General features: G+C 40.1%; 14 protein-coding genes. 7 read left to right on the top strand and 7 right to left on the bottom strand.

The genetic code is table 11. The features are described 5' to 3' along the window. Positions 1–2: 2 nt before the first annotated feature. Positions 3–2,483, top strand: coding sequence for a TonB-dependent receptor (locus HMPREF1321_RS11165; RefSeq protein ID WP_009422678.1), 2,481 nt, complete (start codon positions 3–5; stop codon positions 2,481–2,483). 49 nt (positions 2,484–2,532) lie between these two features. On the opposite strand, the gene infB is transcribed toward HMPREF1321_RS11165, so the two are convergent. The 3 genes from infB to rimP all read right to left on the bottom strand — a co-directional run bounded on the left by infB (position 2,533) and on the right by rimP (position 7,213). Next, positions 2,533–5,385, bottom strand: a complete 2,853-nt coding sequence (infB, locus tag HMPREF1321_RS11160) for a translation initiation factor IF-2 (RefSeq protein ID WP_009422675.1) — start codon at positions 5,383–5,385, stop codon at positions 2,533–2,535. A gap of 117 nt (positions 5,386–5,502) precedes the next feature. After that, positions 5,503–6,735: a transcription termination factor NusA gene (gene nusA, locus HMPREF1321_RS11155; protein ID WP_009420253.1), complete on the bottom strand. Its 1,233-nt coding sequence runs from the start codon at positions 6,733–6,735 to the stop codon at positions 5,503–5,505. Positions 6,736–6,745: 10 nt separating this feature from the next. Continuing rightward, a complete protein-coding gene (gene rimP, locus HMPREF1321_RS11150) occupies positions 6,746–7,213 on the bottom strand; it encodes a ribosome assembly cofactor RimP (RefSeq protein ID WP_009422647.1) in 468 nt (155 codons plus the stop codon). Positions 7,214–7,660: 447 nt separating this feature from the next. Here rimP and HMPREF1321_RS11140 point away from each other — a divergent pair, with 447 nt between their 5' ends. Next, positions 7,661–8,488, top strand: coding sequence for a universal stress protein (locus HMPREF1321_RS11140; RefSeq protein WP_009422677.1), 828 nt, complete (start codon positions 7,661–7,663; stop codon positions 8,486–8,488). A 70-nt stretch (positions 8,489–8,558) separates the two neighbouring features. Here HMPREF1321_RS11140 and HMPREF1321_RS11135 read toward each other — a convergent pair whose 3' ends face one another. Continuing rightward, positions 8,559–9,095, bottom strand: a complete 537-nt coding sequence (locus tag HMPREF1321_RS11135) for an isochorismatase family protein (RefSeq protein ID WP_009422663.1) — start codon at positions 9,093–9,095, stop codon at positions 8,559–8,561. 42 nt (positions 9,096–9,137) lie between these two features. Beyond that, the gene (locus HMPREF1321_RS11130) at positions 9,138–11,153 is read right to left on the bottom strand and encodes a M3 family metallopeptidase (protein WP_009422667.1); all 2,016 of its coding nucleotides are present in this window, start codon (positions 11,151–11,153) and stop codon (positions 9,138–9,140) included. A gap of 353 nt (positions 11,154–11,506) precedes the next feature. Between HMPREF1321_RS11130 and HMPREF1321_RS11125 the strand changes: the two genes are divergently transcribed. From HMPREF1321_RS11125 to HMPREF1321_RS11105, 5 genes are all read left to right on the top strand, one after another. Then, complete coding sequence (locus HMPREF1321_RS11125) at positions 11,507–12,034, top strand: YqiA/YcfP family alpha/beta fold hydrolase (RefSeq protein WP_009422654.1); 528 nt, start codon at positions 11,507–11,509, stop codon at positions 12,032–12,034. Between the two features lie 59 nt (positions 12,035–12,093). Next, positions 12,094–13,080, top strand: coding sequence for a porphobilinogen synthase (gene hemB, locus HMPREF1321_RS11120; RefSeq protein WP_009422674.1), 987 nt, complete (start codon positions 12,094–12,096; stop codon positions 13,078–13,080). 158 nt (positions 13,081–13,238) lie between these two features. Then, positions 13,239–13,739, top strand: a complete 501-nt coding sequence (locus tag HMPREF1321_RS11115; RefSeq protein WP_009422639.1) for a c-type cytochrome — start codon at positions 13,239–13,241, stop codon at positions 13,737–13,739. A gap of 162 nt (positions 13,740–13,901) precedes the next feature. Continuing rightward, complete coding sequence (locus tag HMPREF1321_RS11110) at positions 13,902–15,152, top strand: hemolysin family protein (protein ID WP_034576098.1); 1,251 nt, start codon at positions 13,902–13,904, stop codon at positions 15,150–15,152. 1,282 nt (positions 15,153–16,434) lie between these two features. Continuing rightward, entirely contained in the window at positions 16,435–16,773 is a 339-nt protein-coding gene (locus tag HMPREF1321_RS11105) for a hypothetical protein (protein WP_009422649.1), read from the top strand. Between the two features lie 236 nt (positions 16,774–17,009). On the opposite strand, the gene purL is transcribed toward HMPREF1321_RS11105, so the two are convergent. Beyond that, a complete protein-coding gene (purL, locus tag HMPREF1321_RS11100; protein WP_009422688.1) occupies positions 17,010–20,678 on the bottom strand; it encodes a phosphoribosylformylglycinamidine synthase in 3,669 nt (1,222 codons plus the stop codon). A 43-nt stretch (positions 20,679–20,721) separates the two neighbouring features. Then, positions 20,722–21,519: a Fic family protein gene (locus HMPREF1321_RS11095; RefSeq protein ID WP_009422679.1), complete on the bottom strand. Its 798-nt coding sequence runs from the start codon at positions 21,517–21,519 to the stop codon at positions 20,722–20,724. Positions 21,520–21,730 lie beyond the last annotated feature (211 nt).

The raw sequence follows: 21,730 nt of genomic DNA, 5'->3' as shown, positions 1-21,730 counted from the left end.
CAATGGCGCGAACTTACCTACTTGTATTCTTTGTATTACTTTCTCTACCTTTTTTAGCTCAGCAGGTAGATTTAGAGAATATAGATACTCAGCTGAAAGAAAAACTCAAGAAGAAACCTTTTTCTATCTCGGGGAGTGCTTCGGTAAGTGGTGTGTATAACCAGGCCTCTGATAGTCCCACTAATGAACCTTTCTTGTATTTCTTCAATGGTAATATCACTTTGGGCTTTTACGATTGGACGATGCCGATCAATTATCGATACACCAATCAAGGAGATGCTTTAGATTACCAAATTCCCTTTAAGTTCAATCGCCTAAGTCTGCACCCTAAATACAAATGGATTTTAGCCCATATAGGTGATGTGAGTATGAGCTTTTCTCCTTATACATTCAACGGTTTACAATTTACAGGAGGAGGCTTAGAGCTCACCCCTGAAAAATACCCTTTAAGAGCTTCGTTTATGGGAGGTAGACTTGCCAAAGCAACTGAATATGACGGTCGCCCTCAGACCATACCTACCTATGAGCGTTGGGGTTACGGCACGAAGCTCTCTTATAAAAAAGAAGATTTAGAAATAGGCGGAATTCTCTTCTTTGCTAACGATAAAGCTAATTCTCTATCGGTACCTATTCCCGATGAGAAGAAAATATATCCACTATCCAACCAAGTGTATTCAGGATTTGCTAAATATAAACCTCTGCATTTTGTAGAAGTGTTTGGTGAATATGCGCTAAGCCTTTTGGGCAATACTCAAAGCCAAAAGCAGGATTTTACAGCTTACAATGCAGGTATTAACTTTATTTTCACGAAGGCGAGTGTAGGGGTGCGTTACGAGAAAGTAGACCCCGATTACAAGACCTTAGGGGCTTACTATTTTGTAAACGATATGGAGAATATCACCCTAAACAGTTCGTTGAATTTATTTAATGGCAATGTGTCAATAGCTACTAGTATAGGACGACAACACGACAATTTAAACCAACAAAAACCTAAACAGTCCAACCAGTGGGTAGGTTCAGCCAATGTAAATGCCAAGGTTACGTCTAAACTATCTCTTTCAGGAAGTTATAGCAACTTTACGATGTTTACTAATAAACTTATCAATCCTTTTGATAGAATCAACAATCCGCAACTCTATGAACACCCTCAAGATTCTATCAACTACCGACAAGTATCACAAAACACGAATGCCAACATAGCTTATGCCATAAATGAAAAACAGAATATAACTCTTTCGTATTCTTTCAACGATGTGGTGAATAAACAAAATGATATAGTACGCAGAGGAGGTATTTCGCGTTTTCACAACGCGGGTGCGACTTATATACTACAATTCCCTGAAAGCAAACTAAGTTTGTCTCCTTCGTTCAACTACTCGTACAGTATTGTATCAAGAGAGAAAACACAAGTGATGGGACCTTCGCTTACAGTAGGTAAAGCGTTTTTTGAAGACAAACTCAACACGACACTGTTAGGAAACTATAGTATTTCACAATCGGCTACCTCCAAAGGTAGTACAGCTAATGTGCAACTAAATGTAAACTTCCTTCCTTGGAAAAACCACCAGTTTACCTTGAGCGCCTTACAGTCATTCCGCAATGCTGAAAGTGACACTCAAAACACTTCGGCACAAAGTACTAATGTGAGTGTAGGTTATACTTACCATTTTGAAAAGGTAGAATTGCCTTTCCCATCGTTTAAGTTTAAGAAAAAGGAGAAAACTCCTAAAGAGAAAAAGCCTCGTAAAGAGAAAAAGCCTCGTAAAGAGAAAAAGCCTCGTAAAGAGAAAAAGCAAAAAGTTGAAAAAGCAGAAGACCTTGAGAGGGCTAAGGATACTATTCCATTACAAGAGGAAAAAGTAATGCCAGAAGTTCCTGCAACTACCGAAGAACCTATTGAACAAGCAACTAAAACTACTGAGGAAAAGGTAATTATAAAAGATATACCTGAGCTTTCAAACATCACTGATTTGAGTTTTATGGGAGAGCTGAATACTCAAATTGCAGAGGTACACCGTCAGTTGCAAGTAAGCGCTAAGAAAGATAAGAAACGTTTGTTACAAGAACAAAAGCTACTTGTAGAAAAAGCTAAGAAGCAACAAGCTGACTATCGTTATTTTGTATTCCGTTGTTTGAAGAATTTGTATAAACAGGCATTGGAGAGTGATGACAAGTTTAAAGCAGACCTCTTTGCTAAGAAACAAGCCTATGACTTGAATAATACTGCTGAAAATCAAGAATTGCTATACAAAGCAGAGGAAGGCTATCAGGCACATCTTTGGATGCTTAATGAGCTGAAAGATATTACTATGGAACATTTGATTCAAGAAAAAGGACTGCTGAGTAGCTTTGCTGAACAACATAAAGAAGAGATTTATCAAACCATTGCTCAAAAGCTATCCCCTCAGCAAAAAATGGACGCTATCTCAGTGTTATTAGCTGATTTTTACCACAAAGCTTTTTTCAATAGCAGTAGTAATTAGCTCAGAGATATAAAAAAGCGCCTTTTAAGGCGCTTTTTTATATCTCTCTTTACAATTTCTTCTTTATTGCTACTTCTTGGAAGGCTTCTATCACGTCACCTTCGTGAATATCGTTGTAGTTCTTGATCTGCAAACCGCAATCATAACCTTTGCTTACCTCTTTTACATCGTCTTTGAAACGCTTGAGTGAAGAAAGTTCGCCCGTATAAATCACCACATTGTCACGCAATAGACGTATCTTAGAGTTGCGGTAGATTTTACCATCGGTTACCATACAGCCCGCAATGGTTCCTATTTTAGAAATCTTGAAGAGCTCGCGTATCTCTACCGTACCAGTAACCTCTTCTTTGAATACCGGTGAAAGCATTCCTTCCATCGCGTCTTTCAGGTCGTTGATAGCGTCGTAGATAATAGAGTAGGTACGAATATCGATAGATTCTTTTTCTGCCAAGGCGCGTGCATTGGTCATCGGACGAACGTTGAAACCAATGATAATAGCATCGGAGGCGGAAGCCAATAATACATCAGACTCGGTAATCGCTCCCACTCCTTTATGAATGATAGACACTTGTATCTCTTCAGTAGAGAGCTTTTGGAAAGAGTCGGTAAGAGCTTCTACCGAGCCATCCACGTCCCCTTTGAGGATGATGTTCAACTGTTTGAAATCGCCGAGAGCAATGCGTCGCCCTATCTCGTCGAGGGTGATGTGGCGTTGCGTACGTACTGATTGTTCGCGTTGTAACTGAGCGCGTTTAGCTACTATCTGTTTAGCTTCTTTTTCGTCTTCGAATACGTAGAATTTATCACCTGCTTGTGGAGCACCATCTAATCCCAAGATAGAAATAGGAGTAGAAGGGCCTGCTTCTTTTACCTTCTTGCCTCGTTCGTCGTGCATAGCACGTATTTTACCAGAGTTCGTACCTGCCAGTACATAGTCGCCTACGTGTAACGTACCCGATTCTACCAATATAGTAGATACATATCCGCGACCTTTGTCAAGAGCTGCTTCCACTACAGTACCTACCGCTGGTTTGTTAGGGTTAGCTTTCAGCTCGAGGATTTCAGCTTCTAAGAGTACTTTTTCCAATAGTTCAGATACACCAATACCTTGTTTTGCCGAAATATCTTGCGACTGTATTTTACCGCCCCATTCTTCTACGAGGAGGTTCATAGTAGCCAAGTGTTCTTTAATTTTATCGGGATTCGCATTCGGTTTATCAATCTTGTTAATGGCAAAGATAATAGGTACTCCTGCGGCTTGTGCGTGACTAATAGCCTCTTTGGTTTGAGGCATCACATCGTCATCGGCAGCTACCACAATAATAGCAATATCGGTTACTTTGGTTCCACGAGCACGCATAGCGGTAAAGGCTTCGTGACCAGGAGTATCGAGAAAAGTGATACGTTCACCACTTTCTAATTTCACGCTATAAGCCCCAATGTGCTGAGTAATTCCCCCGCTTTCACCTGCGATTACATTTTCTTTACGAATGTAGTCTAAGAGCGATGTTTTACCGTGGTCTACGTGACCCATTACGGTAACGATAGGCGCACGAGGTACTAAATCTTCAGGTTGATCTTCTTCGGTATGGATAGCTTCTTCGATGTTAGCTGTTGCAAATTCTACTTCATAGCCAAACTCATCAGCTACTATCGAGAGAGTTTCGGCATCAAGACGCTGGTTCATTGTTACCATAATACCGAGAGACATACACGCACCAATTACCTTATTGATAGGAACGTCCATCATTGTAGCCAATTCGTTTACTGTCACAAACTCGGTTACTTTTAGTATTTTCTCTTGTTGTTCTTGTTCAGCGAGCTCTTGTTCTACCTTTTGTCGGTGTGTTTCTCGTTTTTCTTTGCGGTATTTAGCCCCCTTAGATTTTGTACCTTTACCTTGCAAGCGTTCCAGGGTCTCGCGTACTTGTTTTTGTACCTCTTCTTCGGAAGGTTCTATTTTGGCAATAATCTTGTTTTTCTTCTCTTTCTTCGTGTTGTCACCACCTTTAGCCACATTCACTTCATCTTTGCGAATGCGTTTGCGTTTGCGTTTTTCGCTGTCGCCGGTAGCATCAGTAGTGCTATTAACAGTAGTTTGAGTCTCTTTATCCTTGTCTTTGTGACGGGTGCGTTTGCGTTTTTTCTTCTTTTTCTCAAACTGACTAAGGTCTATTTTCTCACCCACTACTTTAGGACCTGTGAGCTTTTGGTATTGGGTTTCAATCACACCTGCAGGGATTTCAGTGGTGAGTTCTTCCTTAGAGTTATGGTTCTGTTGTTCCTTCTTCTTTTGCGTAGCAACGGTTTGTGCCAATGGATTTTGATAAGTAGATTTATTCTTTTGAGCGTCGGGTTTATTGTTGTCTTTTTTCTTGTCTTTTTCTTTATTGTTCTTGGCAGACGGCTGAGATTGCACCGTATCAGAAGTTGCTTCTTGCTTCGAGGTTGTTGTCTTTGTTTTAGAAGTGGTTACTTCCTGTTTTGAAGTAGTAATTTCTGGTTTTGGTGCTTCTTGAGCAGGAGCTACCCCTTCTTTTTTATTACCTTCTTCAAGGTCTATTTTACCCACAGGTTTGAGCCCAGCTAGTTGAGCTTTAGCTTTTATCACTTCTTGCTCCTGCTGTTTGCGCTTCTCTTGGTTTTCTTTCTCTTGCTCTATGCGGATAGCCTCGCGCTCTTTGCGCTTGTCTTCCACTATCTCTTTTGAAACCTCACGCTTACTCTTGTCGGCGTTAAATTTGTTCGAAAGGAACTTCACAATATCTTCTGTAATAGAAGTATTAGGGTTAGATTCTATTTCTATCCCTTTCTCCTTCTTCAGATATTCTACGGCTGTTACCATAGAGATATTGAACTCCTTTAAAACTTTGCTTAATCTTATTTTTTTTCCCTCGCTCATATATGTTTATTAAAATCCATTCCCCTTCTAAGAAGAAAAGATACATTATTCTTTGTTTAAGTTGTAAGGAATCTACCTCCCTCATATACTCTGCTCTTGCAGATTTTTCCTTTTATCCTATTCAAACTCTTCTGCCAAAATGCGTAGCACTTCGTTTACGGTCTCTTCTTCGAGGTCAGTGCGTTGCATTAGCTCTTCGGCAGAAAGTTCCAATACACTCTTAGCTGTATCAAGTCCTGCTTTTTGCAGTTCTTCAATCACCCATTCTTCAATTTCGTCATTAAACTCGCTAAGCTCAATATCTTCTTCGGTTGCTCCTTCGCGATATACGTCGATTTCATAGCCTGAAAGCTGACTCGCCAAGCGAATGTTATAGCCCGATTTACCAATGGCTTTCGATACTTCTTCATTTGCCAAATACACATCGGCACGTTTTTCTTCTTCGTTGATAACCACTGAAGATACACGTGCAGGTGCCAAAGCACGGGTGATGAGCAGTTGTGGGTTATTGGTGAACGGTAATACATCGATATTCTCATTGCCCAACTCTCGCACAATACCGTGAATACGAGACCCACGCACACCTACACACGCACCTACCGCATCAATACGGTCGTCGAATGAATCTACAGCCACTTTTGCTTTCTCTCCTGGAATACGTACCACCTTGTTAATAGTGATAAGCCCGTCGGCAATCTCGGGGATTTCTTGTTCGAACAAACGCTCCAAGAATAGGGGAGAGGTACGCGACATAATAATGGTAGGCTTAGTGCTTTTCAGCTCTACTGATTCGATAATTCCGCGCACGTGCTCGCCTTTCTTAAAGAAGTCTGACGGAATTTGTTTTTCCTTAGGAAGGATAATCTCATTGCCTTCGTCGTCTAATAAGATGATAGCTTTGTGACGGATATGGTGTATTTCGGCTACGTATAGCTGACCTATCAAGTCTTTGAAACGCTGATAGATAGTCATACTATCGTATTCGTGAATTTTAGAAATCAGGTTTTGGCGTAAAGCTAAGATAGCACGCCGACCCAAGTCATTAATTTTAATTTCCTCTGAAACGTCTTCTCCTACCTCAAAATCGGGTTCAATTTTGCGAGCTACCGAAAGTTCAATTTGCTGATTGTCATTCGTTACTGCACCGTCTTCCACTACCACACGGTTACGGAAGATTTGTAGGTCGCCTTTATCGGGGTTGATAATAATATCGAAATTATCGTCAGAGCCATATTTCTTTTTTAGGGTATTGCGGAAAACCTCTTCCAAAATAGCCATCAAGGTTTCGCGATTGATGAGTTTATCATCTTTAAACTCCGAGAATGATTCGATTAATTCAAGACTATTCATATACGTTTAATTAAAATTTAATGATTACTTTAGTTTCTTTTATATCGGTGAGCGCAAATAAGTGCTCTTTCTTTACAGTGATTTTACCTTTGCCTATGGGTTTCGGTTCGCGAGTTTCAGTTTCGAGTACGGCTTTGCCTTCAACAATGTCTTTCAGTACTCCTTCGTGTGTTTTGCCATCGAGTGTTGTGATTTGCACGGTTCTACCCACATTTTTAGTGTATTGGCGTTCCATTACAAAAGGCTCAGTAGCGCCAAACGAAGTAACCTCCAGGGCGAAATCTACCACCTCGCGGTCTAAAGAGTTTTCAATAGCACGGCTAAGCTCTATACAATCGTCAATACCCACGCCTTTATCTCCGTCGATAGTCACGCGAATGGTATTGTCAGCTCCTACGCTTAAATCGGTTAGAAACAGTTCAGGGTGCTCGCTTAAAGCCTTATTAACTAACTCTTTAACTTGGTCTTTGAAATTCATTTGCTATAAAAAGAGGGGACTTAAATGTCCCCTCAAGTATTACTTTTCGGTGCAAAGATACGACGAATTTTCTAAATAACAAGAAAAAAAGTAAAAAAAGTTTGGAAGTTAAAAAAATAAGTAGTACCTTTACCACGTGAAATTTAACTAACGCATAAATCAATCAATATTTGTATAGATAGACATTTGGTAAGCTATAAAGGCGTTTAAAATACTAATAAACTGATTGTTAAGAATAATAAAAACAGTAATTACCGCCGTTGTAACACCTTTTTTTTCTAGATAAAAACACCTGATAAAAACCGCTGTGAATAAATGCTTTATATGCTCTTTGTATAACAATCGTTCAAGATTCGTATAAGCTTTGTATAAGCTAAACCTAATTTTGGAGTAGGTCGCTTTCATAACTCTAAACTCATAACTTTTAACTAAAAAAAATAGATTCTTATGAAAAACATTTTAGTAACCACCGATTTTTCAGAAAAGTCAATCGCTTCACTACACGTTGCGATTAACTTAGCCAAGCAACACAATGCCAAAGTATATGTGTTGCACGCCATTGAACTTCCTATCCGCTTAATGACCGAAAGTCAAGTATCGGTACCCGAAGCAATGTATTTTCTCAACCTTACTAAACAGCGTTTCAACGACCTTAAAAAGGAAATTGATACCACCGTCGAAGTGATTGACCTTGTTGAAACCGCTCCGCTACCCGAAGCTGTGGAAGAAGTTGTAAAGAAATACCATATCGACCTTGTGTTTATGGGCTCTAATGGGGCTTCAGGCGCCAAAGAACTCTTTATAGGCTCTAATGCTGAAAAAGTAGTCCGCTCTGCCTCTGTGCCTGTATTGGTAATTAAAAATCCACACGAAAAGCTCAAAATTAAACATATGATGTTTGGTTGCGATTTCTCTAAACGATTTTTAAAACCTTTTGAAAAGGCATTGAAACTTGCTAAAGTATTTGGTGCTAAGGTTGATTTGGTGTATGTTAATACTCCTTACCAGTTCCTTACTACTTCCGAAATAAACAAACGTATGGAAGAGTTTCTTAAAGAAGCTGAACACTCTCATCAGCATTTTGAAACACACGTTTATAACGATATTCGTGTAGAAACAGGAATCTTAAACTATGTGAAGGAAAACAATATAGACCTTATCTGTATGTTCCCTAACGGACGTAAGGGTATTGCTCACTTCTTCAATGGAAGTATCAGTAGCGACCTTGTAAATCACTCCAGCACACCTGTGCTCACTATTAAATTAGAAAAGTAAGAGAATGTTAATGTAAAAAGGCTGTAAGAAAACTCTTACAGCCTTTTTATTAATCATTAGCCATTAATCATTATTTCACTAATCTTGCTATTTCCTTAAATCGCGGGTGCTCGGCAGTGCGCAAGAGGGCAAAGAGTGTCGCTTCGGTGCTTAATAGAGTAGCTCCTGCATCACGTAGCATTGTGAGCCCGATATGCTTATTGTTTTCGGTACGCGAAGATACTGCATCGGCAATTACGGATAGTTCATAATCTTCAGCGAGTAAATCGAGTGCAGTTTGGTAAATACAGATATGAGTTTCAATACCTATGAGCAATACGTGCTTGCGATTGTTAGCCCTAAGTTCCTTGCGGAACTCAGCATTGCCCCAAGCTGAAAAGCTACTTTTCTTCACGGGGTTTTTACCTTCTAATATCTCAGCAATCACAGGGTGAGTAGCACCCAACTTATCGGGCATTTGTTCCACCCAAATGATAGGAAGCTCTAAGAGCTTGCTTCCCTCAATAAGAATCCTGCTGTTGTGTAACACCTCTTCCGATTTATAAACGATTTGTGATAACTTCCCTTGAATATCAAGGATTACCAATTGTGTATTTTCTGTTGTCATACTATTGATTATTATTAATTGATACTCATCTTCTATCTTATTTTATCTCTTATCTAAGTCGAATCCTGCTCTTCTCATTAAAGCATCTATAGAGGGCTCTTTTCCACGAAAGCGTTTGTAAAGGGTCATTTCCTTCTCACTACTGCCTTTGCTGAGCACTTCTCCACGGAAACGAGTAGCTACTTCAGTATTAAAAATACTTGCTTCCTTAAAAACTTCAAAAGCATCAGCATCTAGCACTTCCGACCATTTGTAACTATAATACCCTGCGGCATAACCTCCACTAAAAATATGTGAAAAGGCAGGCGAGATACACATCGCTTCCACAGTTGGATAGAGTTGAGTTTCTTTGGCAACTGTTTGTTCAAAAGTGCGAACATCTTCAAGGCGTTCCAAATGAGGGTAGGTATGCCACGCCATATCTAAGAACCCAAAGTTTAACTGACGCACACTTAAAAGTCCTTCCATAAAGACACCGGCTTCTTTTATTTTCTGTACCCATTCTATGGGCAAAGGCTCGCCTGTTTGGTAATGTGTTGCAAAAAGGCGCAAGGTTTCTTCTTCGTAACACCAGTTTTCCATCAGCTGGCTGGGAAGCTCTACAAAGTCGCGGGCTACATTAGTACCGCTTAGAGAAGGGTACGTAACCTTAGAAAGCATACCGTGAAGAGCGTGCCCAAACTCGTGGAAGAGAGTCGTCAGTTCGTTGAAAGTGAGTAAGGAAGGAGCCGAAGCAGTAGGTCGCGTGAAGTTACACACTATGGAAATGTGTGGACGCGAATCCTTTCCCTCACTATCAGTGTATTGCTCTTTGTAAGAGGTCATCCACGCACCATTGCGTTTGCCTGTACGTGGAAAGAAATCGGTGTAGAAAAGGGCGAGATATTCTCCTTTATCATCGGTTACTTTATAGGTTTGTACTTCGGGGTGATACTTTTCTACCTCATCGGTAAGGGTGAAGTGCAAACCGTAGAGTTTATGTGCTACTGCAAACATTCCTTCCACTGCTTTATCCAAAGATAAGTAGGGTTTTAATAGAGAATCATCTATTTGATAGCGCTGTTGTTTCAGTTTTTCGGCATAATAAGCAAAATCCCATTGCTGAAAGTCATCAAGTCCTGAAAAGGCTTTTAGCTCTTCTAATTCTTTGATTGCTTGCGGTTTGGCTTTAGCTAAAAGTTTATTCAAGAAATCCATTACCTTTTCTGATGTTTCTGCCATACGCTCTTCTAATACCAAAGAGGCATAATCGGGATAACCCAATAGTGAGGCGCGTTGGGCACGTAACTCAGCGATACGCAACACATTGGCTTCGTTATTATAAGCACTATCAACTGCACAACGGCTGTGATAGTCAATAAAAAGTTTACGGCGCAACTCACGGTTATTAGCATATTTCATCACGGCGGTATAGACAGGCAGGTCGAGGGTGATTACCCAACCTTCTTTATGGTGCTTTTTGGCTTCGGTAGCGAGCATCTCTAATACAAAGTCGGGTAGACCGCTGAGCTCTTCTTTATGGGTAATCACCCATTGGTAATGCTGTGTTTCAGCCAATACATTTTCTGAAAACTTCAGTTTGAGGCGCGCCAATTCCTTGTCAATTCTGCGCAAATGCTCTTTATCATTCGATGATAAATTTGCACCATTGCGAGTAAAACTCTTATAAGTCTTTTCAAGGAGAGTATGTTGTTCTGGTGAAGCGGAAAGGTAATTGCGAGTTTTGTAAACTGCTTCAACACGTTTAAAAAGTGCTTCGTTCAAACGGATATCGTTACTGTAATCGGTGAGCAGAGGCGAGATGCGTTGAGCTTCTGCTTGCAGGGTTTCGTTCGTTTCGGCACTGTTCAAGTTCAAGAACATCGCCGTAAGTCGGTCGAGTTCTAATCCCACATAAGCCAAAGGCTGTATTGTATTCATATAAGTAGGCACTTCTGGATTATGAGCAATGGTATCGATTTCTTTGAGGCTTTTGGCAATAGCTTTTTGGATGGCTGGTAGATAGTCGGTAGGAGCAAAGCGCGAAAAAGGTGCTGCGTTATAAGGTGTTTGGAACATATAGGTTGTCTTTTATTATGAGAGTGCAAATATATATCTTTATGCGGGATTTAGCAAATTAGCAGAAGAGAGAACAGATAGATGATACTAAATTTTTCAGTGAAAAGAAAAATATTGAAACATAAAGGTGGAAAAAGGAAAATGAATTTTGGAGCCTTCTGAGACGAACCTAAAGCGAACCTAAGGCGAAGGTAAGGCGAAGCTAAGACGAAGAAAAGGTGCTTTTAAGTTGATTTTGAGGTGGTAAGAAGAGGGTTTTAAGTTAGATGAAGTTTTAAATTTTGTTAAAGCCAATTTTCTAAACGAAACATTTCTGACTATAGCCAACAGAAGACAAATTTGTCAATTAAAAAATGTTTTGTACCTTTGCACTCATTATGAAAATACTCTATTTACACGGTCTCGATAGCTACTTACAAGACGATAGGCGCGCAGTGCTCACCCCTTACGGTGAAATCTTCGCCCCTACGATTGACTATCGGAATGCGCCTAACCTCTTTGCTGAGTTACAAAAAGAGTATGCTGAGGTTGATGTGCTTATAGGTTCGAGTCTTGGAGGGCTCATTGTCTATTACCTCGCTCAAAAGCTTGAAAAACCTTGCTTGTTGTTCAATCCTGCACTTACCTATCGACACGAAGTGCCTTTTAACACCGAACCCAACCCTAATTACCGCGCTTATATGCAGATAGTTATCGGTTTGCAGGACGACGTCATCATACCGTGGGAGTCGCTATCAGTTCTCCGAGAAGATATGAGTCCTCAGCAAAATATAGAAATTCACCTCTTGAATACTATGGCACACACTTACCCCATAGAGATTTTTGAAAAAGAAGTGAAGGAGTTTTTTGAGGTAAAAGATGCGAGCCACACGGGAAGATAGTAGGTAAAAAGATAAATAAGGACTAAATATTAATCATTAAAAATTAATAACTAAATATAATGTATCCACTGAGAAGAAACCGCCGTTTGCGCGTAAACGATACGGTACGTAGTTTGGTAAAAGAAACGATTGTTACTCCTAATGATTTTCTTGTACCTCTCTTTGTAGTTGAAGGTACTGGCGTAAAAGAAGGAATAGCCTCTATGCCGGGTTATTACCGTTATAGCCTCGACCTATTGACAAAAGAAGTAAAAGAGCTTTGGAGCTTAGGACTCAAATCGGTATTACTGTTTGTGAAAGTGCCTGACGCTCTTAAAGACAACAAAGGCGTAGAAGCAGCCAACCCCAATGGCTTGATGCAACGCGCTATTAAAACTGTGAAAGAAGCGGTACCGCAAATGCTCGTAATGACTGATGTAGCGCTCGACCCTTATTCTATTTATGGTCACGATGGCATTGTGGAAAACGGACGCATTGTGAACGATGCTACTGTAAATGCTCTTTGTACAATGGCACTCTCACACGCTCAGGCAGGTGCTGATTTCATCGCGCCCAGCGATATGATGGACGGACGTATCCTCGCCTTGCGTGAAACCCTTGAAGACAATAGCTTCGAGCACGTAGGTATAATGGCTTATAGTGCCAAATACGCCTCAGCTTTCTATGGACCTTTCCGCGATGCACTCGACAGTGCTCCCGTAGACCAACAGGATATCCCTAAGGATAAGAAAACTTACCAAATGGACTATCACAACCGCCTCGAAGCCTTACGCGAGACTCGTATGGATATAGAGGAAGGCGCTGATATTGTGATGGTAAAACCAGGGCTTTGCTATTTAGACGTCGTTCGCGAGGTGAAGAATATGAGCGAAGTGCCCGTGGCTGTTTACCAAGTATCGGGTGAATACGCAATGCTGAAAGCTGCTGCTGCCAACGGTTGGCTCGACCACGATGCTGTAATGATGGAACAAATTGTGAGTATCAAGCGTGCCGGTGCCGACCTTATCGCTAGCTATTTTGCTAAGGAAGTCGTAAAACTTTTATAGGTAGGAATCTCTTGCGGGAGAGAAATTGAACAAATCACACCAAATCAAACAGGAAATCTATATCTTTGTTTAATTTCTATGGTTTTAGCCATATTTCTTTACAAAACAAGAATATTTAATTAATTTTCATAGCGCAAGCTATATTTCTTTATACACTAATGAAAAAACACTTTTTATCATTCGCCACTATGGCACTTTTAACCGCTTGTGGTGGCGGAACGAACAACAATAACACCACCACCGATAGTACTACCCAAGAGGCAACAAATACTGTACCTGCCCCTTCAAACAGTGCACCAGAGCCCGATTTTCCCGATTGGCAAAACAACAAAGGGATAGGTCCCGTGAAGACGATTAACCCACCCTTAGCCGATACCCCCGATGCAGCAATGGCAGCCAAAGGAGAAGAGACTTTCAATACCTATTGCACCGTGTGCCACCGTCCTAAAAAGCGACTCACAGGACCTGCGATGATAGGTTTGCTCGACCGCCGTACGCCAGAGTGGGTGATGAATATGATTCTCAATCCCGATGTGATGGAGAAGCAAGACCCTATCGCCAAGAAGTTGGTAGAAGAGTACAACACCTTAATGCTCAACCAGCGCTTGAACGAACAGCAAGCTCGTGAACTTTTGGAGTACATCAGAACAATAAAATAAGAAATGATTGTTCATTATTTATTTTTTTGTACCTTTGCCGAGTGAATAACTTAAAATAAGAATCACTAATGAAGAAGCTTGCACTCAGCTTAGCTATTATAACAAGTGTTACACTTATATAAAAGGCAGTTGATAGCAACTGCCTTTTTCTATTATACCCTTATGGAACCTATTTCTGTAATAATTATTCTTACTACACTCGTGCTTTCAGCCTTCTTTTCGGGGTTTGAAATCGCTTACGTATCGTCTAACAAAGTACACTTAGAAATCCTTAAAAAGCAAGAAGGAGTGATTGCTAATGTGCTTACCAAACTCACCCGAAAGCCTTCTAAACTACTGGCTACTATGCTTGTGGGCAATAACGTAGCCCTCGTAGTGTATGGGTTTGAAATGGGAAAGGTAATGACAGTTCTTTTGCCTCCTTTCTTCCAAAATGTCCTTTGGCATACCATTATCTCTACCCTCATAATTCTCATCACGGCAGAGTTTATGCCCAAAGTGTTCTTCCAGATTTATGCAAACCAACTCCTGAAAGTATTTGCTATTCCTGCATACTTTTTCTATCTGCTGTTCTATCCGTTTTCCAGTTTTGTGATGTGGATATCCGATTTTGTCTTACGCGTATTCTTCAAGACGAAAGGCGATTATGTGCCTCTTTCGTTCTCTAAAGTAGAGCTGGTAGATTATATCTCCGAACAGATGGAAAACGCTCCTAAAAAAGAAGAGGTAGATAGTGAGGTGCAGATGTTCCAAAACGCCTTGGAGTTCTCGGGAGTAAAAGCACGTGAAATAATGATTCCGCGTACTGAAATAGTAGCCGTGGAGCTCAATGAATCTATTGAAAATCTTATTGCTACCTTTGTGTCATCAGGGTTCTCCAAAATATTGATATACAACGAAAATATAGATGATATTCTAGGTTACGTGCACTCTTTCGATATGTTCAAGAAGCCAAAAAACATTAAAGAAGTGCTCATTCCTATTGTCAATATCCCTGAGACTATCCAGATAAACGAAGTACTAAACATTCTCACCCGCAAACGTAAGAGTATGGCAGTAGTGCTTGATGAGTATGGTGGTACTTCGGGCATTGTAACCTTAGAAGATATCGTAGAAGAACTCTTTGGCGAAATAGAAGACGAGCACGACAAAGATAAGTTTATAGAAGAACAAATATCCGATACTGAATACCTTTTTTCAGCGCGTTTGGAGGTCGAATACCTCAATGAAACCTATCATTTGGATATCCCAGAAAGCGAGGAATACGAAACACTTGGCGGTTTTATAGTGCTTCATAACGAAGGAATCCCTACTCAAGGCGAAGTGATAGAAATCCCTCCTTTTACTTTCACTATCGAAGCCTGCTCACAGACTAAAATAGAAACCGTAAGACTTACTGTGAATAACGAATAGCGAAAAGTGATTAATTCCCTTTAAAAATAATGTATCAACTCCTGTTAAAGAAGTGAGGTACAGGGGCGCAAAAGAATTACTGCAATACCTTATTAACTATTAATCACTAATCATTAACCATTAAAAAAAGACCCTCCCTTTCGGAAGAGTCTTTTTTCACAATGCATATAAATACTACTACTAACTCCAAAATGAATACTTTTAAGTTGATAAAATTTTATGAACTTAAAAGTATTTGTTTTTTCTCATAAAATTTTGTCTTTAAATAGCCTAATAAATGACTTTGTAATTTAGTTTTTTCAGTCTTTGCTTTAATGATTCAATGTTTCTTATAGTAATTTTGATTAACAATGTTTATTTTAGCAATCTCTGTGTCTTCTCAAAATCTTGTTTCAATGAATAATTTTTATCTAACAATGTTTCTTATAGCAATTTTTCAGTAATTTTGTTTAATTCAGTTTTTTCAAGCAATTTTTAGTGTCATCATTTATTATGATTTAAATGCACTTGCAAGTTTTACTAACATCCCGTCTGTCAAACTTACATTATCTATATTGAAAATAGCGTGCCAAAAATGATAAAGTAGCCTTTTTTACATTTAAATAGCTTATTATCAATATCTAATACTGTTTTATATTCTTTACTTCAATATCTCTAAAATCTCTATTTTGTGTATACGCTACACGATTAACCTGTATAATATTCTCATTTTACACGGCTCATTTTCAGTTTTCTCCTGCACGAAAAAGAAGCAGTATCAAAATTCACACTAAACAAGATAATTGATATTGTTCTATTTCTTCAGTTCTTAATACCATCGTCTTACCGCCCTTTTAACTTTCCTTATTTGTCGATTTATTTCCCTCAAAAATCCGTTTTATTCTTCATTTTTAGCTATTCATTATCAACTGTTTATATAGTCTTTCTATACCAATCTTCCAAGATTCGTATAAGCTTCCTATAAGCTCTCTATAAGCTAAGTATACCCATTTTACCTTTCATCTTTCACCTTTTACCTAACTCACCTCCTTCGAATTTATTCGTTATCTTCCGGAAGTCCAAATCCATTTCTGATATCTCAAAGTTTTTCTGATATTTTCTAAGTCTCTTTGAGATTCCTCAAGTCTAAAATTTAAAAATCTTCTTGCTTTTCAGGAAAGAATCAGTATCTTTGTAAAAAAAAATAATAGAATTATGAGTATTGCAGTATGAACACATAATCCAAATATCCAGTTTATAACTGACCGATAGTACGGGAAACTATAAAATAGTTTAAGACATAATGAACACCTTACTTTTTATCTCTGAAGAAATAGACCTCAACCCTCGTGCGTCTTGGGCAGAACTTTTGCAGATAACTTTTGTAAATAAGGAGCAATATTTTTCTATAAGTAGATTAGCTTATGAAGAAGAACTCTATTTTGAATACAATGAGCAAACTCACTACATTTATGCCTTGTGCCAAGATGTAGAGTTTGAATTGAAAGCCAATGCCTTGCATATCCATATCACAAAGAAGCTAAAAGGTAATTGCCCTTTCAGTACTATTACAATACAATTACCTTCTTTTTCTGTTGATTTAGAAGAAGTGTTTCAAGAATTAAAAAAGAAAGTCCGATAAAAGAATTATCGGACTTCTTCATTAACCAACCAAAACTTTAAATTATGAAAACTATTATTTGAAGTTTACAATGAGCTACCACCCTCATTGCGAGGCAAAGGTACGAATAAAACAGTACTTGTCAAGCGTATTTTTAAGTTTAACAAAAGTTTAATATAAAAGGGGCTTATAGAGCCCCTTTTTAGCGTAAATTTAATACTTATACACTTATTTTTTTAAGATTTTGTTTACCATTTTTATTTGGCATTACGTGCTTCAATCCACTTGCGGGCATTGATAAATGCCTCTAACCAAGGACTAACCGCTGTTTTTTCACTCGGATAGTATGCCCATTGCCAAGGGAAAACCGAACGTTCTATATGAGGCATCGTTACCAAATGGCGCCCTGTTTTGTCGCATAGCATAGCCGTGTTGTAATCAGAGCCATTAGGGTTGGCAGGGTACTCCTGATAAGCGTATTTACCTACGATATTATATTCGGCTTCTGCCAAAGGCAAATGGAATTTCCCTTCGCCGTGTGATATCCACACCCCTAAGGTACTACCGGCAAGGGTGGAGAGCATCACCGAGTTGTTCTCTGGAATGCTTACCGATACAAAACCACTTTCGTGCTTGCCACTATCGTTATGCCACATTTTTCCGTGTTCTGCGTGCTCAGGATTGATGACTTCTAATTCCATAAACAACTGACAGCCATTGCAGATACCTACTGAAAGGGTGTTGGGACGAGCAAAGAAGTTGTCTAACGCTTTTTTAGCTTGCTCGTTGTAAAGCAAAGCACCTGCCCAACCTTTGGCACTGCCTAACACATCGGAATTAGAGAAACCACCTACAGCCCCTATAAATTGTACATCTTCTAAGGTTTCACGTCCGCTGATAAGGTCGGTGGTATGCACATCTTTCACATCAAAGCCTGCTAAGTATAAGGCATTTGCCATTTCGCGCTCGGAGTTGCTACCCTTTTCGCGTATCACTGCTGCTATAGGGCGTTTGCCTGCAGGGCGTGCAGGTTTTTCGCCCGTGAAATGCGCTGGGAAAGTGTATTGCAGAGGCTGTTCGGAGTAGTTTTGATAACGCTCGGTCGCCTTGTCATTTTTCGTTTGTTGTTTGTCTAATAGGTAAGAAGTGAGATACCACACATCGCGCAATTCGGGGATATTGAAATGGTACGATTTTCCGAAATGGTGAATAGTAAGTTCTTGTGAAGTAGTTACTTCGCCTATATTAGCCCATTCTAAGAAGTTTTCTTCTAAAGTAGCTTCAATGCTGCTATCGGCTTGAATTACTACCCCTGCGTTTTCAGCAAAAAGGGTTTTGATAAGGTCTTCATCGGCTGAAAGTCCGCTCAAATCGATAGTAGCTCCTAAGTCGTTTTCGGCAAAACACATCTCTAAAAGCGTTGTGATAAGTCCGCCGCTACCAATGTCGTGTCCTGCTTGTATTTTACCTTCTTTTATGAGTGATTGTACTACGTTGAAAGCTATTTTAAAGCCTTCGGCATCTGTTACGGTAGGGGCTTTATCGCCTATTTTGTTTAATACTTGGGCAAAAGCCGAACCTCCTAATTCAAATTGAGCGCCCGAGAAGTTGATATAATAAATGTTACCTCCATTGCGTTTCAATACGGGCTCTACTACTTTTTGCACGTCAGTACAATGGGCAGCCGCCGAAATAATCACCGTACCTGGGGCAATCACATCACCACCGTCGGGGTATTTTTGTTTCATCGATAGGGAATCTTTACCAGTAGGGATATTGATACCCAATTCAATCGCAAAATTAGAAGCTGCTTCTACGGCTTCGTACAAACGTGCGTCTTCTCCTTTATTGCGACACGCCCACATCCAGTTAGCGGATAGCGATACACTTTGCAAGCCGTCTTTTAGTGGCGCCCAAACAATGTTAGTCAGTGCTTCAGCAATAGCATTGCGACTACCTGCGGTAGGGCTGATGAGTGCCGTAAGAGGCGAATGACCTATGCTGGTAGCGATTCCTTCTTTGCCATTGTAGTCCAAAGCCATCACCCCTACGTTGTTCAAAGGGAGTTGTAGTGCGCCTGCACATTGCTGTTTGGCAACTTTCCCCCCTACACAACGGTCTACCTTGTTAGTAAGCCAGTCCTTACAAGCCACACTTTCTAATTGCAGTACTTGTACCAAATAGTTCTGTAACTGACTTGCATAGTAGTGTAGCTCTTCGTAGTTAGTAACGACAGTTTCATCGGTCATTACGGTTTTTGGCGAACTACCAAAGAGCGCGCTAAGGTCTAAATCCATTGGGTGGGTACCTTTTTTTGCAGAGGCAATACTAAAATGCTTGTCGCTGGTAACCACACCCACTTCGTACATAGGTGCACGCTCGCGGTCGGCAATGGTTTTTAGTTTGGCAATAGCCTTTTCGGGCAATACCAATCCCATACGCTCTTGTGATTCGTTGCCTATAATCTCTTTATCCGATAGGGTAGGGTCGCCTACGGGCAGTTTGTCTAAGTCGATTTTACCACCGGTTTCTTCTATGAGTTCCGATAGACAGTTGAGGTGTCCGCCAGCCCCGTGGTCGTGTATAGAAACGATAGGATTCTCCTCCGATTCTACCATTGCGCGAATCGCATTAGCAGCGCGTTTTTGCATTTCGGGGTTAGAACGCTGTACGGCATTCAGCTCAATACCTGCGCCAAAAGCCCCAGTATTGGCAGATGATACGGCAGCTCCTCCCATCCCGATACGATAGTTTTCACCGCCTAAGATAACTATTTTATCACCTTCCTGTGGGGTGTGCTTTATGGCTTGTAAGGCTTTGGCATACCCCACGCCTCCTGCTTGCATAATCACTTTGTCAAAGCCTAATTTGCGTCCGCCTTCTTCGTGTTCAAAGGTGAAGAGAGAGCCCGTAATGAGTGGTTGCCCAAATTTATTACCAAAATCGCTTGCCCCATTAGAGGCTTTGATGAGGATATCCATTGGCGTTTGGTACAACCATTGGCGTTCTGCCATTCCTTTTTCCCAAGGGCGGTCTTCTTCTAATCGGGGGTAAGCCGTCATATATACCGCCGTACCTGCCAAAGGCAAAGAACCTTGTCCGCCCGCGAGACGGTCGCGTATTTCACCTCCCGAACCTGTAGCCGCCCCGTTGAAAGGCTCTACCGTAGTGGGGAAGTTGTGGGTTTCGGCTTTGAGTGAGAGTACAGCCTCAAAAGGTTTTACCTCGTAGAAATCGGGTTTATCGGCACTTTTTGGTGCAAACTGGTCGACGGTAGTCCCTCTGATGAAAGCCACATTGTCCTTATAAGCCGAAACAATGCTATTAGGGTGTTCTTGTGATGTCTTTTTAATGAGTTTGAAGAGAGTAGAAGGTTTTTCCTCACCGTCGATAACAAAAGTACCATTGAAGATTTTGTGTCGGCAGTGTTCGGAGTTGATTTGCGAGAAGCCAAACACTTCCGAGTCGGTGAGTTTGCGCCCCAGTTGTTGAGAGAGATTTTGCAAATAGGCAACTTCTTCGACGCTTAGCGCAAGCCCCTCTTGCTGGTTATATGCCTCGATATCATCGATTTCGAGTGTTGTTTGCGGTTGAATGTCGATAGTAAAACTATCTTGGGTAAGACCATTGTATCGCTCAAAGAGCATAGGGTCGAAAGGCGTATTGGGGTCGGTTACCTCGTGGAACTCCTCAATACGGGTAATCCCGTGAATATCCATATTTTGGGTAATTTCCACTGCATTGGTACTCCAAGGGGTAATCATCGCCGCACGGGGTCCGATGAAAGTACCGTTAAGGGTAGGGGAGGGGAGTTGCTGGGCATTGCCAAACAGCCATTTCAGTTTGTTGAGGTCGGTCTCAGTAAGGGCAACTTTGGTAGCTACCACATAGATAGTTTTTTTTTGGTTTTTAAAGAAAAGAAGCATTATTATCCAATTAACGATTAGCAATTAACAATTAATAATTCAGTTATTGAGTAGTATTTTTCAAAAAGTTAGGTAGCATTAGTAAGAAAGGTATGCTGTTATTATAATTCAGTTTTTCGTAAAAGAACCCTAACAGAGCTATATTCTTGTAGTAAGTTTCACGCTGTTCCCAATAATTGATTTCAGAAGGTATAAACCAAGCATTTTTACCTATTTTTTCAGCTAAGAACCATTTTTCGAGTAAGCGTGCTGTACGCCCGTTACCATCGTCAAAAGGGTGTATCTTTACTAAAAATAAGTGCAATAATGAGGCATAGAAGAACGTTTCCTGTACAGATAATGTTCGTTTTATGAGCTCTTCTAAGAAATTACAAAAAGCGTCAAACTCACTTTTCACTTCTTCCTTAGCGCAGGCTTCATAGATAACGATTCCTTTTGCCACATCGCGTATAATCATATCCGAAGTACGCACTTTTCCTTGTGAACTGGCGGTTAGCAAATTCTTTGTAATAATTTTATGTGCTTTCAGTAAGTTAGCAACAGTAAGGGGAGAGTTCTGAGCAAAAGTGTAGGCAGCAAACACATCGTTAGGTTTCTCAACTAAGTTTTTTTGATAAATTACTCCATTTAATTTATGTTTCAAATAGCTATCGATGTCTAATACTTCTCCTTCAATTTTCGAAGAAGCCATAGAAGAAACAGCCGTATAGAACTGAAAACTCTCCTTTGTAAGAGGTATTTCTTTTATTTTTGAGAGAAATAGAGGAATGTTTACCTCTATCTTTTTTTTGTAGAGCTCAAATAATTTATCTGTGATACTAATTGCTTCAGAGACTTTCATAGTTATTCATTCTTTCCCTTTATCCGCTACTTTATCATATAATAATAGAGGTTTCTTTTTCAGTGCTTTGCGTTGCGTTGGTGCTGTTGTTGCAAGCTACCATCACCATTGCTAAAAGAGCTACCATACCTAGTTTTTTCATAGGTATTTTTTCTAAGATGAAACTTGCGACAAAGATACAAAATAATTATGAATAATATATTAAAAACTT

This window comes from Capnocytophaga sp. oral taxon 412 str. F0487, from assembly GCF_000271925.1.
GTDB classification, from domain to species: Bacteria; Bacteroidota; Bacteroidia; order Flavobacteriales; family Flavobacteriaceae; genus Capnocytophaga; species Capnocytophaga ochracea.
This window is presented reverse-complemented; position numbering and strand designations above follow the sequence as displayed.

Excerpts from the sequence above, each read along its gene's own strand:
- HMPREF1321_RS11115 (WP_009422639.1), top strand. The coding sequence starts at position 13,239 with ATGAAAAAACACTTTTTATCATTCGCCACTATGGCACTTTTAACCGCT.
- nusA (WP_009420253.1), bottom strand. The coding sequence starts at position 6,735 with ATGAATAGTCTTGAATTAATCGAATCATTCTCGGAGTTTAAAGATGAT.
- HMPREF1321_RS11125 (WP_009422654.1), top strand. The coding sequence starts at position 11,507 with ATGTTTTGTACCTTTGCACTCATTATGAAAATACTCTATTTACACGGT.
- HMPREF1321_RS11135 (WP_009422663.1), bottom strand. The coding sequence starts at position 9,095 with ATGACAACAGAAAATACACAATTGGTAATCCTTGATATTCAAGGGAAG.
- HMPREF1321_RS11110 (WP_034576098.1), top strand. The coding sequence starts at position 13,902 with ATGGAACCTATTTCTGTAATAATTATTCTTACTACACTCGTGCTTTCA.
- hemB (WP_009422674.1), top strand. The coding sequence starts at position 12,094 with ATGTATCCACTGAGAAGAAACCGCCGTTTGCGCGTAAACGATACGGTA.
- purL (WP_009422688.1), bottom strand. The coding sequence starts at position 20,678 with ATGCTTCTTTTCTTTAAAAACCAAAAAAAAACTATCTATGTGGTAGCT.
- rimP (WP_009422647.1), bottom strand. The coding sequence starts at position 7,213 with ATGAATTTCAAAGACCAAGTTAAAGAGTTAGTTAATAAGGCTTTAAGC.
- HMPREF1321_RS11140 (WP_009422677.1), top strand. The coding sequence starts at position 7,661 with ATGAAAAACATTTTAGTAACCACCGATTTTTCAGAAAAGTCAATCGCT.
- infB (WP_009422675.1), bottom strand. The coding sequence starts at position 5,385 with ATGAGCGAGGGAAAAAAAATAAGATTAAGCAAAGTTTTAAAGGAGTTC.
- HMPREF1321_RS11165 (WP_009422678.1), top strand. The coding sequence starts at position 3 with ATGGCGCGAACTTACCTACTTGTATTCTTTGTATTACTTTCTCTACCT.
- HMPREF1321_RS11105 (WP_009422649.1), top strand. The coding sequence starts at position 16,435 with ATGAACACCTTACTTTTTATCTCTGAAGAAATAGACCTCAACCCTCGT.
- HMPREF1321_RS11095 (WP_009422679.1), bottom strand. The coding sequence starts at position 21,519 with ATGAAAGTCTCTGAAGCAATTAGTATCACAGATAAATTATTTGAGCTC.
- HMPREF1321_RS11130 (WP_009422667.1), bottom strand. The coding sequence starts at position 11,153 with ATGTTCCAAACACCTTATAACGCAGCACCTTTTTCGCGCTTTGCTCCT.